This window comes from Microbulbifer echini (assembly GCF_041447225.1).
Classification (GTDB): domain Bacteria; phylum Pseudomonadota; class Gammaproteobacteria; order Pseudomonadales; family Cellvibrionaceae; genus Microbulbifer; species Microbulbifer echini.
The window spans coordinates 98,115-110,238 of sequence record NZ_JBGMEL010000014.1; the positions used below are offsets into that span (position 1 = coordinate 98,115).

Genomic DNA, 12,124 nt, shown 5'->3' on the forward strand with positions numbered 1-12,124 from the left:
CCTTCTCTGCCCGTAATGTTGGGGACTGAAATTGACTATTCATTCATGAATGATAGGCAATTCGAGTCGCTTGGAAAAGTGAATCGAGAAATTAGCCTAGAAATTACGCCCATAAGGAGATCATTCTGCCTAAATTTTGTACTTTCAGACCCATTTCCCCTCTCCCCAAGCTCCCAACAGAGTGAGATGCGAATCACAACCCAAGTGCAAACCCGGTTAATCAATCGCCCCAGGGCCTACTTGTAAAGCTAGCAGTGAAATCAGTGACTAATAATGGTCTTTACGTCATGTGCTGCTATTATCGCCCCTCTGGACAAGCCCCCAATGCCAGTCCAGGCAAACCCGACTATCACTAATAGGTAACAGGTAGAGTCGTCCATGTTGGAAAAGCTGAGCAAACTTCTTGACGTCGAAGAGCTTGATCGCAATCTCTTTCGCAGTCGTCATCACGTCGAAAATTATCGTAAAGTTCTTTTCGGAGGTCAGGTGCTTGGGCAGGCTCTTATGGCTGCTACTCGCACCGTCGAAGAACGCTTACCCCACTCCCTACACGCCTACTTTCTTCGCCCCGGCTCCAGCGAACTGCCCGTTATCTATGAGGTAGACCCGATTCGTGATGGGGGAAGCTTTACCACTAGGCGCGTGGTTGCCAAACAACGAGGCCGCGCCATTTTTAATATGTCGGCCTCCTTTCAGATTAAAGAGGCCGGTTTCGATCACCAAGCGGATATGCCCAGCGGGGATATACCGGCGCCAGAAGGGCTGAAAAATACCCAGCAACTGGCACTGGAGGCAGGGCTCGTTAGTCCTCAATACGACCAACGCCGCTATATGATTGATTTTCGCCCCGTCGATCCTCAAAGCTACTTTGGTGCCGAGACTCGTGAGGCCAAATGTATGTTCTGGCTTCGTGCAGAGGGAGAGATGTCTGACGACCCAATCGAGCACCGCGCAGCACTTTGTTACGCCTCAGACATGGGCCTGTTGGGGACCTCCCTACAGCCCCACGATATTTCCCTATTCGATCCACACCTAATGCCCGCCAGTGTGGACCACGCCATGTGGTTCCATCGAGATTTTCGATTGGATCAATGGCTCTTATACGTCACTGACAGCCCCTCTGCGGGAGGCGCCCGTGGATTTACGAGAGGCCAGATTTTTACCCGCAACGGTGTGCTGGTTGCCTCTACGGCCCAAGAGGGCCTAATTCGACAAATTAAAAGCTAAATCAATAGTTTACAGTGAAAAAATGGCTGCTATAATGCCGGCCTCTTCGCTGATCCAGCGGAATAAATCGGTGAGTAGCGCAGCCTGGTAGCGCACTTCGTTCGGGACGAAGGGGTCGGAGGTTCGAATCCTCTCTCACCGACCAAAGATTCTAAAAACCCGCCTCAAGCGGGTTTTTTTGTATCTATAACTTTACTAATCCAGCCCCTGGCAGCTCCACGAACTGCCCCACTCCTGCCAACTATACTTGCAGCACACGCTAACGTGTTCGGTCTTCTTGGCAATTTCGAACACGCTTATCTAGAACAATTTTGAGTTCCCTCGCCCCCACCAAGGTCATCATTAGCTAGCTCATGGGCTTCACAGTGCGGTTTGATGCCACATTGGGCCTCACCTCTTCTACCAAGGGTGGCTGCATAGCTGGTCGGCAAGTTTTGACATATATTCAAGCTAAAGAAACCTCAGGCCACCAGGGGCAAAGCGAGGCAAATGAAATACGAAGAGATACATGAGGACCATGAAGACCCCCTAATCAACCAGTTACATCGCGCGATCAAAATAGCGGTTAAATTCCTTGCGATCCTGATGGTTTTGGTGATTTTTTGGACTATCGCCGACGTGATCTACGTGGTTTTTGAGAACCTGAGATCGCCACCGCGATTTCTACTGGACATGGAAGATATCCTCGAGACTTTCGGTGCCTTTTTGGTGGTACTGATCGCAATAGAGATTTTTACCAATATTCGGCTCTACCTGGGTACCAACGTCATTCCCGTTCAGTTGGTTCTCGCAACAGCTCTTATGGCGGTCGCGCGGAAAGTCATTGTTCTAGATCTTGAGTTAGTTGGCGCAGAGCATGTGGTGGGCATAGCGCTTGTTACCATTGCGCTAGGAGTCTCCTACTGGCTGGTTCAGGAAAAAAGCAAGCGCTCGGCGTAAGTGCCTACAAATCACTTAGCTACTTCGTATGGCTTTTGCCAAACAAGAGCCTACCCATCTGACCACTCCTTCAGCCTCTACAGATTATCGCGCTACCGGGCTTGAACATATCTTGCTACCTGAACAACATGTACGGGAGATATGTTTGTTAAATATTTTGCATATATGATAACGGCTTTATAAGTGTATTCTTTTATTTTGATTTTCTGATTACCAAACACTTCCGAACCGGCATTTCGTAAATCCCGCCTTCTTCTGTGACCAATTTGCTTGAAGGCGACTTTACGGCACCTGTAGGCTTGGATGCTGTCATAACCGCAACTTGTTGGATTTAATGCCAGGCATATGATGCTTTTAAGATTTTTCGCCCCGCTTCTGCTCGCCACTACTCTATCAACCTCTACCTGGGCGTATGAGCTGCTCTACACAGTCGAAGTTGACCCCGATTCAAAGCTCGCCCACGTTGAAATAACGCTGAGTGGCGAGGATATACCCAGTAAGCTCAAATTGAATCTGAGCTCTGGACGATATAGGGACCTGGAAAGTAAGTCCCCTCTTGAGGAAAAGGGAGCTTCGGCGATCTGGCGCCCCGAGGGTGAAAGGGCCGAATTAAGCTATAGCTTCGTTATCAATAATCAGAGAAAGAATGGTGGCTATGATTCCAGGATCACCGACGACTGGGCAATCCTTCGCAGCGATAAGCTGATAGCGCCAATCTCTGCAACCAGCCGAGGGCGCTCCGACGCACGTTTGAAATTGGTGATGCCTAAAGGCTGGTCTTCAGCCCTGCCCTACCCTGAAATCGAGGACAACCTCTATCAGCTATCCGACCCCAAAAGACGCTTTGTGAGACCCAAAGGGTGGATGATTGTGGGCGAGATCGGTAGCCGTCAGGATTATATTGCCGGCACGGATACACGAGTTTCCGCTCCAAAGGGACAGGATATACGCCGCCAGGACGTGCTCGCCTTTCTCAACTGGAATCTTCCAGAACTAAAAAAAATCTTCCCACTTTTCCCCGATCACTTACTCATCGTTAGCGGCGATGACCCCATGTGGCGTGGCGGACTCTCTGGTACACGCTCGTTGTTTATACATGCCGATCGCCCTCTAATTAGCGGCAACCGCACCAGCAGCATGATCCATGAGCTTGTTCATGTCGGTACAGGCATACATGGTGATGAGCAAAGCGACTGGATCGTTGAGGGGCTGGCCGAGTTTTATTCACTCGAAATTTTGAGAAGAACTGGTGGTATTAGCGAAGACCGCTATCAGGAGGCGATGGATAAGCTGGTGCACTGGGGCGAAGAGGCCCCCACTCTTTTGGTCAGGCGCTCTTCTGGACCGGTCACCGCACGCGCAGCCGGTGTTATATCTGAGCTGGACAAAGAAATTCGCAAAGCCAGCAACGGGAAAGCCGGGATCGACGATGTGGCTCGGGAACTCGCAAGCACTCGCGGTGAGATCACCTTGGAACGATTCAGGAAGCTTTCCGAGCAGGCCGCAGGCCGGCCGGTGAAGACCCTGGCTCAGGAAAACCTGACCGAGAAAGCACAGTAAACCGCAAAATTACAGGTAAAAAAAAAGCCCTGACGACGGGGGGGGGAGAGCGTCAGGGCCAAGACCATTAGGAGTGAAACTTGGAGGATTTCATCCTTGCTACACATCGGGCAAGTACCATCCTGGTGCGCCCTACCAGCGTTACTAAACACGTTTTGGGGGAGACGTGTTAGCCAGATAAAGACAGTATCGAACACCCTCAATGGATTGCCAGCAGCCCCCAAAATAAATTAAGAACAAATGGAAATAGGTTCATCGACTGCAGTACTAAAAGTTATTACGCCTGCTGCCATACGGTTATCCGTGAACTTTCCAGACTTTTTTCCTCAACTTTTGCAAATTGTTGAAATCAACGCTTGACTAATCTCCGTGAGCCCATAGAATAGCGCCCTCTTACGCAGCCAAGGGCACGTAAGTATCAGAAAACGCTAGGATTTTTCAGGTTTATCCGATAGAATTTACTGCGTTTTCAACCGCTAAAAAGCGGTGTGTTGGCTAGGTGGCAGAGTGGTCATGCAGCGGACTGCAACTCCGTGTACGCCGGTTCGATTCCGACCCTAGCCTCCATTTTCCTTTCCATTGCAGAATCCTGTGAGCTGCAATGGGAGTGAGGATGTAGGGCAAAGCAAAATTGCTAAAGCCCCACCTCGCAAGGGACCTGCCCGGGTGGTGGAATTGGTAGACACAGGAGACTTAAAATCTCCCGGCTTAACGGCCGTGCCGGTTCAAGTCCGGCCCCGGGCACCACACACCCCCTAAAAACCAGCAAGTGAGAATTCGCTTGTACAATACTGATACACTGGCTTTTAATCTCCCCCCAATTAAATTCTCGGCACTAAAAATTTTATTTCTTTAGTGGAGAGATTGACAATTTATTCCCAGCCCTATCGACGTTAGAAACTATACCGTGCAATGGTATCGTACCAATCCTTTGCAGCCCTCTCTACTATCAATGAGAGCCATTCCAATCCCGTATAGGGAATACTGGGCAGTTAGAGTTAGCCCGAGGATTTTGCAAATCCCTCTACCGCAGGGGGAAATGGGTTTCATAAAACACCCAAATACTGCATATAAATACAGAGCGCGAATGTAAAGTGTTGACTAACAAGTGAAATACTTAATTAACAAGCTTGTATTACTCATGCAACTAAAGAGTGGCGATAAGCTACTGTCTCACGATGTCCTTTCAGAAACTTCTGCCACTCCTCTGCGCTGCTGGATTGTGCATCAAGCCAAATTTCCACATAATCAGCATTAAGGAAAATCGGGCTGCGATCATGTCCAGCTGCCTCAACCTCCGGAGCTGGGTCATCCGTAATTAGGGCGCATGAAAAATAACCGACTTCATTACCCGGAGACATCCAGTAATCCCATAGGATTGGTGCCCACATCAAGCTCCTCCCCTGTGGCATGAACTGTATCTGGGTTTTCTTACCCTTCTGCTCAACCCACTCAAAAAAGTGCGTGAATGGCAAAATACCATGCCGATAACCAATCAGAGGTCGCCAAGTCTTTGCCTCCAGCACTCTATCCAAGCGAGCATTATAGAGGCTATAGCGGGTCGCTAAATCCACAGCTGACCGTTCAGGCCGAATCGAATAGCGCAGTGGACGCAGCCAATTCCGCTCACCGTCACTCACGACGCCCGGTGCAAAATATCGAGGGTAAACGCGCTCTCCAGCCCCAGGGAGACGGAATTGACTCGCGCGGGGCTGCCCCTTCAGGCCCAGGACATGCTGAATTTCAGTTTTACTAGAAGACGATTCCCACTTCTGATCTAGGCGTAATTGCTTCCATGCCGAAGCGTCAACACCGAATTTGATCGGAAGCAATGACAGCAACTTATTGTTAGGAACCGCAAAGGAGTAACACATACCAGTCCCCCAAGCAGCGTGAGTTAGACCACATTCAATTGAAACCCCAACAGCATTAATTCATCTATGGATTATCATAAAAGGCAAGAAGCTTCGTTTCGTTACATTTCAATACGCCCACAAGCATAGCCGTCAGGCATAATCTCATGGAGATTGTTTTGATGAAAAGTTTAGGACTGGCCACTCTTACCCTGATGATATCCCTAGTCGGATGCTCCTCAGAAAATTCAGGGGCCCCTAGCCCTGCCACAACTGTAGGCTCCGACAAGGATGAACACGGATGTATAGCTTCGGCTGGCTACCTTTGGTGTGCCAAAACGAAAGCGTGCGAGCGCCCATGGGAGTTGGCAGAGAAGATCGGCTTCACTAACACCCCGGATAATTTTGAAGAATATTGTGGCAATTAGAAAATAGCAGCGACGCGCGACGATGTTAAAGCCTGCCACCTCCTCCACTTTTCGTGAGCGATCGACAATCAATAAATCCTTGTCGAAGATGCCGAGCCCCATCATGGAATCCCCATTCGCCCGCGCCATAAAGGTTGCCGCCGGCTTGGAGATCAGGTGTTCATCCAGGCTGAGTGCCGCCTCCTTATGGTCATCGGCAGGAGAGGGAAAGCCACAGGCAATGCCGTGGCCGTAGAGTGGGGAAAGCTTCATTCTGGAAACCCTAAATACTGTATATTCATACAGTTTATTGCCAGAGAGCAGCAATCGGCAAGGGCAATGGATGACTATGAGGCCGGCACTACTCTCAGCAGCGGCCCCAACATTAGGCTAGGCCGCCTTCTCTGTCGGTAGGCTTCTACCTGCGGCCTTTGCCTCAACAGCAAAAATAACGCCCTGCAGGGTTTCCCCCACCTCCTCACCAATCAGCTGCAGCAAGGCAGTGCGCGCGTTCTGATTGGGACAGTTCGCCACCCATTCCAGGCCAGCACATAGGTTATTGACGTGGTGAAGTTGATGAACATGAGCGGTCAAGGGCATGGTCTACCTCCTTGTAGGAACTACAAATCCTAACCACCACAGGCACTGGCTCCGGTGGCTTATCTCCGCCAAGGCCCGCTAGTGAATTATCCGGGCTTTTGGCGACAAACACCGGAACACTACTAAAAATTTACAGTTTATGAACGGATATTCTGGATTATTTCTAATTTAGAAATGCAAAATGCGGTTTTATTTCGAAAATCGAAAATTTGTTATTACGGGAGTACCTAATACGGCTAGATGTTTGAGGCCGGGACACTGGGCGAACACCTACGCAACGCACGGAAATTGGAGGGGATGACGATCGCACAGTTGGCCAACCAGCTGGGGCTGGCGCCATCTCAAGTTTCGAAAATAGAAACAGGCAAGCAGAAGATAGCGGCGGAACTGCTGCCGGCTCGGTGTGAAGCGGTGGGGATTACTTTGGCCGAGAACCTGCACCACTTTGCGCAGATTCCCTTTCCGCCGTTAGTTTCCAGATAGTATGCAAAATTGCCGCAGGAGTTTCGCCAGCATATTCACCGGGTGATCGAGAGTAGTTACCAGCTATGGAAGAGCCTGCGTTAAAAGGAAGCCCTTCTGTTGTTTTTTCTTAAAATATCCAAAGTGCACTAGATATCCCTTAGCAATTTATCGACGATATTATGAATCATTTATTAGAGCTTTATGTTAATAGACCCCCTAGACTGCTGAACCTGGATAGATCAATATCCAGCGTTCTAGATAAGAATGAAGGGGATCAGGTTGTGATAGGAAGCAGAAAGACTAATAAAAAATTATACAGAGAGGGTGAGATATAATGAAATTTCTTAAATTTTGGATCATGATTATCTCGGTACTCATACTATTATTCTTACTCTATAAAAGTAATGCTTTCTTTTTTGATGAAATTCATGAGCAATTTACTATTGGTTCAACAATCCTGATCTCTGCTTTCATTATTGCCTTCTGGCCCGACCTCAAAGAGTGGTGGTCCCCTATAAGAAGTGACATTGAGAAAAAATCACTTTGGGATTCCGGATGGTACAAAAGCTCCATATTAATTCCGGTCAGTATATCTATTTTATTTATCATATGAATAACCCCTCAAATAGTAGATCGCACCTATGAACCATCTTTCACCGGTATTAATAATTTATTTGTAATATATAGATTACCGATAACACTCTTAGCCTTAACTTTACCTTTAGCTGCGTTTGCAGCTACTTACCACCGATCAAAACAGACAGCCAAGACATTACAGGAAAGTATTTTTACAAACTCACTCGGAAATTACCTAAAACACAGGGAGCAATTTTTTTCACTATAAATAGGCTTGAAGAAGAACTTGATATCACATTTACAGACTCAAACGGACTTTATAATGACCTATTTCCAAAGAACGGCCTATCAGAATCCAATGCAAAACCTTTCCTAAATATTAAATCTACAGGAAAGAATGATGAGAAATCCATACTTTATTTTCGCTTAAAAAAGCTTCAAGAAATCTTAGATAGTGTAAATGAAGCTAAATGTATTACAGAGGTGAAGAGATGCTTTTCGGACCTCACATCCCTGTCCATTCAACTCAAGTTTCACTCTAATAGCGGAGTAATGTTTGACAATCCGGACTTAAAACCTTCTCTCCCCAAGGGGATGTTCCCCCTGCCACGGCTAGCATACAAAAACAGGGGGGTAAGAGAACAATTTCAAAATGTAATACAGACATTAAGAATTTTGTGCAACTTCTGCATGGTAGATAGTGAAGATCTCGGAAATTTATCCTATGGAAAAGAATTTGAAGATAAAGCAAAAGAGCTCTTTAAATTCCTAGAACAAGAAGTGCTCCCATATGATGAGTCTAGAATTGTCGTCCCAGAAACTTAACATCTTTAGTTCCTAGATATAGTTGAATCTGAGAGTACTATCTCGACTAGAACTGCAGCCCATACCTATCAGCTACGATTTCAAACTGATGCACGAGCGGGCTGATAGGGCGGCAACCACTCATCAGGGCCTTTGTCGCCTTTGCTTTGATTGTGACCATCATCTACCAGCCAGAGGTTGGCCGGGTCTTCGGCGAAGGCGCGACGCTGCTCACGGGTCCAATTGGCACCACCGTGCTTATGGGCCCATGAAAGTGGAACAATATGTTCAACATCCAAGTCCGAAGCCTTTTGGAAAAACTGAACGGTGTAATCGTAACGTTTGAAATTGGGCATATGGATAATCTCGACATCAAGATCTCCATTTTAACAAAAAAGCTACATTTTAAGAATTTTTCTACAGCCTGAACGCCCAAACAGGAGTACAAAGCATCCGCCTGCCTTTGTTTGTATGGTTGGTTGGTTGGTTGGTTGGTTGGTTGGTTGGTTGGTTGGTTGGTTGGTTGGTTGGTTGGTTGGTTGGTTGGTTGGTATCATACTGATACTTATATCTTCTCCGGCAATTACAGGCGACGCCTGGAGGCACCCTGTATTGAACTGGCACAAGCGACCTCTCAAAAATCACTCTCATGCTCTAGAAGCCTGAGCATCGCCTCTAGGGCCATTTCGTACCCACTAAGACCGAAGCCTGTAAGCGTCCCGACCGAAACGTTAGAAAGGACACTGCGAATACCGCGCACTTCGACGTTGCTGATGTGCACTTCGATATAGGGCAAACCGACAGCCTTTACACAGTCCCGCAGTGCGTACCCCACGTAGGTGAAGCCGGCAGGATTCATTACCAACCCATCGGTCCCCGCTCGCGTCGCTTCATAAATTCGGTTGATCGCCTCCCCTTCTACGTTCGTGTAGAAGATATCCAAGTCATATCCGAGATGCTCCGAATGGGAGCGAAGATGCATATCGAGGTCGGCAGCCGAAGTAGTGCCGTAGATGTGTGGCTCACGTTTCCCCAAATAGCTGAGATTTGCTCCTTGTACCAAGAGAATCTTTGTCATCTAACTGCTCCGTACTGTCTCTGGCATAGCTCACGCAAGCGCCTAATACCGCCTAATACTTGGATGGGGCCTGTTTGAGCTACTACCTAGGCAGCAGCAAAGAATACTGCCGGCTCTTGAAAAAATGATTTCACAAGTTTTCTATTTTTGTTGATGCTTTGCAAATCTGCATTTGCTCGACCCAACAATGTCTCACCTTTTTTCAGTGGTTTCTTTGAGGTCCCTATATTTCTCATGTGATTCCAGACCCTAGATTCTCACAATAACCGACACACTTGGCAATAGCGTGAGAAGTCAGCTGGCTGTAGGCTAGTAAGCTTCCACACAAACAAGCCGGGAACCTCATGGGAACCCGTACCAACCAGCTGACCTTGAAAGAACAATACCAGATTGTAGTGGTCTAATCCTTCCGGACACTTAGCAACCACTCACATAGTGTAATGATGATGGGCGCAGACAAAATAATCCTATTGTGAAATTGACCTGATTGTCCCTCAGGTCAGGAATAGAAGAAAAGCGTCGAGACAAGATAGCAGAAAGCTCAGAAGGCATGTACGACGTTGGAGGGGAAGTAGCGCCGTTTGGTCGTCAGGCGGAATCACTATTTATTTTCTTACAGGGCTTTTTCCTATATTGACTGTATGCTAATTACGTTAAAGAAGTTATGAAGCAGCTTCTAGGGAAAAACACGCCTTATTCAGCAACCAAGATAATCCATTGCTGCTATGCATCGACGACAGTATGGTTAAAGACGTCACAATAACTGATTACCGGCCAAGAGTTAAGGGAATAATAATACTATTGACGAATGGGAGCCTGCTACAAACTAGCTATAATTATCAAAAAACATGCCTAGCCTCACTTACTGTCTAGCCGATTGACATTCACTAAAGAGATGGCGATGAAGAGTTATGTTTGAACTAAAAACTATCTTTTTATTTTTTATAACCGCCATCGCTGAAATTATTGGGTGCTACCTCCCTTACTTATGGCTCAAGCAGAATAAAAGTATATTACTGTTAATACCAGCTGCTGTTAGCCTAGGGGCATTTGTTTGGTTGCTCACTCTACATCCATCTGCTGCGGGTAGGGTTTACGCTGCTTATGGAGGGGTTTATATCGGCTCTTCTATTCTTTGGCTCTGGATTATTGAAGGTACCACTCCAACTATTTGGGATTTGGTCGGTTCAGCAGTTGCACTGAGTGGGATGGCAATTATCATGTTTTCACCTAAAAGCGCCTAACAAATCTATGAATTTATTGCATTCTGTAGAATTCCATCTGATATATCTAGCAAGGCATCTCATACCACCCACTATGGCGCTCAATTCTATACACCAGTTTTATTCTGCGCTTGGGCTTCAAGTAATAACTACACAATGGTACCCACCCTTTATGTGACACCTTGCGGTGACCTTTTGTTCTTTGCACTTAAAAGGTTGGCATGGCTTGGCTTCGCCGTCCCACTCCTTGATCAAGAGCTGAGCGCCTCTTACCAACCATACAATGGAACACAAGCCCGCTTTTAATCCTGCAAAGCTCATGAACCCGCCATGTAAACTTGGGTAAGCGATCTTACTAGGCCACAGGTGAGTACTCTATTCGAGGTACTCAAGTTGGGTTCTTGAGTAGGCCAGTCACCGAAGCTAAACAAGAAGTGACGTCAATCCAGAAACATGGCGGGGTGCAGCTTGCGCCAGCCTTCTTGCTGGCAACGCCCCTACATTACGCGACTACTGCCAGCCCAACCTTTTCAAGCTGGATATTCCAGGGTAGCAGTGCCTCATAATCCTTAACGAATTGGCAGTGAGGAATCTGCTTAAGCACCTCCACATAATACCTGTAGGGGTCAAGGCCGTGGAGCTTGGCAGTGCGAATCAAACTGAAGTGCAGGCACAGTGCTTTAGCGCCATTGACCGACGATGCAAACAGGAAGTTCTTTCGAGCCATGACAAAGGGTTTGATTTCCTGTTCAGTCAAATTGTTATCGATTTCTAAGCGACCATCATTGAGGAATTCACAAAGCCCGTTCCAATATTTCAGGCAGTAATTCATTGCCTTACCCAGCGGGGATTTGGGTAGCACTTGCGGGTGGTGATCCTACCCACAAAAGACGGACACTCTCTTAAGCGATAAACTACGCAGCAGAGGTGCCCTATGACACGATCAAGTAAATCAACCAAAACCACTCGTAAAAAATACTCAGAGGAATATAGAAAAGATGCCCTAGCACTGGCGGTCAAAGTTGGGGTAAGCGTTGCCGCTAAACAGCTTGGGTTACATCCTTCCCAGATTTACGGATGGCGAAGCAAGGCTAAGTTACATCAGAGCCGAGGGGATGCCGAGAGAGAGCTGGCCACAGAGAATGCTCGCCTTAAGCGGCAGCTGGCTGAGCAGGCAGAGGAGCTGGCGATCTTAAAAAAGGCGGCAGCGTACTTTGCAAAGAGCCTGAAATGAGGTACACCTTCATGCAAAAGCACAGGCATGAGTTCAGCATCAAAGTGATGGCCAAGGTGTTGAGCGTATCTCGCAGTGGGTTTTATGACTGGGTGTCAAGATCGGCCGATCAATCCAAGCGCCAGCAGTACCGAATGCAGCTTGATGGTTTGGTACAG

The 12,124-nt window shown here is 47.5% G+C and carries 13 protein-coding genes and 3 tRNA genes; 10 read left to right on the forward strand and 6 right to left on the reverse strand.

All coding sequences use genetic code 11. From position 1 onward, the window contains the following. The first annotated feature begins 378 nt into the window (after positions 1-378). The 6 genes from ACCI51_RS14495 (at position 379) to ACCI51_RS14520 (ending at position 4,473) form a co-directional block, all read left to right on the forward strand. On the forward strand, positions 379-1,227 hold the full coding sequence (locus tag ACCI51_RS14495; protein ID WP_299585756.1) for an acyl-CoA thioesterase: 849 nt from the start codon (positions 379-381) through the stop codon (positions 1,225-1,227). A 68-nt stretch (positions 1,228-1,295) separates the two neighbouring features. Continuing rightward, positions 1,296-1,372, forward strand: a tRNA-Pro gene (locus ACCI51_RS14500). A 344-nt stretch (positions 1,373-1,716) separates the two neighbouring features. After that, positions 1,717-2,166: a phosphate-starvation-inducible PsiE family protein gene (locus ACCI51_RS14505; RefSeq protein ID WP_299585754.1), complete on the forward strand. Its 450-nt coding sequence runs from the start codon at positions 1,717-1,719 to the stop codon at positions 2,164-2,166. A gap of 345 nt (positions 2,167-2,511) precedes the next feature. Beyond that, positions 2,512-3,726 carry a hypothetical protein gene (locus tag ACCI51_RS14510; RefSeq protein WP_371844248.1) on the forward strand — a complete coding sequence of 405 codons (1,215 nt, stop codon included), beginning with the start codon at positions 2,512-2,514 and terminating at the stop codon, positions 3,724-3,726. 493 nt (positions 3,727-4,219) lie between these two features. After that, positions 4,220-4,293 (forward strand) — tRNA-Cys (locus ACCI51_RS14515). Positions 4,294-4,386: 93 nt separating this feature from the next. Then, positions 4,387-4,473, forward strand: a tRNA-Leu gene (locus ACCI51_RS14520). A 392-nt stretch (positions 4,474-4,865) separates the two neighbouring features. Here the strand turns inward: ACCI51_RS14520 and ACCI51_RS14525 are convergent. The 3 genes from ACCI51_RS14525 to ACCI51_RS14535 form a co-directional block, all read right to left on the reverse strand. Continuing rightward, positions 4,866-5,600: an SOS response-associated peptidase family protein gene (locus tag ACCI51_RS14525; protein WP_371844249.1), complete on the reverse strand. Its 735-nt coding sequence runs from the start codon at positions 5,598-5,600 to the stop codon at positions 4,866-4,868. A 227-nt stretch (positions 5,601-5,827) separates the two neighbouring features. After that, the gene (locus tag ACCI51_RS14530) at positions 5,828-6,259 is read right to left on the reverse strand and encodes a LexA family protein (RefSeq protein WP_371844250.1); all 432 of its coding nucleotides are present in this window, start codon (positions 6,257-6,259) and stop codon (positions 5,828-5,830) included. Positions 6,260-6,376: 117 nt separating this feature from the next. After that, on the reverse strand, positions 6,377-6,586 hold the full coding sequence (locus tag ACCI51_RS14535; RefSeq protein ID WP_371844251.1) for a hypothetical protein: 210 nt from the start codon (positions 6,584-6,586) through the stop codon (positions 6,377-6,379). A gap of 240 nt (positions 6,587-6,826) precedes the next feature. On the opposite strand from ACCI51_RS14535, the gene ACCI51_RS14540 reads away from it, so the two are divergent. Continuing rightward, positions 6,827-7,069, forward strand: coding sequence for a helix-turn-helix domain-containing protein (locus ACCI51_RS14540; protein WP_371844252.1), 243 nt, complete (start codon positions 6,827-6,829; stop codon positions 7,067-7,069). Positions 7,070-8,179: 1,110 nt separating this feature from the next. Next, complete coding sequence (locus tag ACCI51_RS14545; protein WP_371844254.1) at positions 8,180-8,452, forward strand: hypothetical protein; 273 nt, start codon at positions 8,180-8,182, stop codon at positions 8,450-8,452. Positions 8,453-8,532: 80 nt separating this feature from the next. On the opposite strand, the gene ACCI51_RS14550 is transcribed toward ACCI51_RS14545, so the two are convergent. Then, a complete protein-coding gene (locus tag ACCI51_RS14550; RefSeq protein ID WP_371844256.1) occupies positions 8,533-8,787 on the reverse strand; it encodes a GmrSD restriction endonuclease domain-containing protein in 255 nt (84 codons plus the stop codon). 278 nt (positions 8,788-9,065) lie between these two features. Continuing rightward, a complete protein-coding gene (locus ACCI51_RS14565) occupies positions 9,066-9,509 on the reverse strand; it encodes a type II 3-dehydroquinate dehydratase (RefSeq protein ID WP_371844257.1) in 444 nt (147 codons plus the stop codon). 911 nt (positions 9,510-10,420) lie between these two features. Between ACCI51_RS14565 and ACCI51_RS14570 the strand changes: the two genes are divergently transcribed. Further along, the gene (locus ACCI51_RS14570; protein ID WP_299587483.1) at positions 10,421-10,753 is read left to right on the forward strand and encodes a YnfA family protein; all 333 of its coding nucleotides are present in this window, start codon (positions 10,421-10,423) and stop codon (positions 10,751-10,753) included. Positions 10,754-11,234: 481 nt separating this feature from the next. Here ACCI51_RS14570 and ACCI51_RS14575 read toward each other — a convergent pair whose 3' ends face one another. Next, entirely contained in the window at positions 11,235-11,594 is a 360-nt protein-coding gene (locus ACCI51_RS14575; RefSeq protein ID WP_371844259.1) for an IS66 family transposase, read from the reverse strand. A gap of 72 nt (positions 11,595-11,666) precedes the next feature. Between ACCI51_RS14575 and ACCI51_RS14580 the strand changes: the two genes are divergently transcribed. Beyond that, on the forward strand, positions 11,667-11,966 hold the full coding sequence (locus ACCI51_RS14580) for a transposase (protein ID WP_371844261.1): 300 nt from the start codon (positions 11,667-11,669) through the stop codon (positions 11,964-11,966). Positions 11,967-12,124 lie beyond the last annotated feature (158 nt).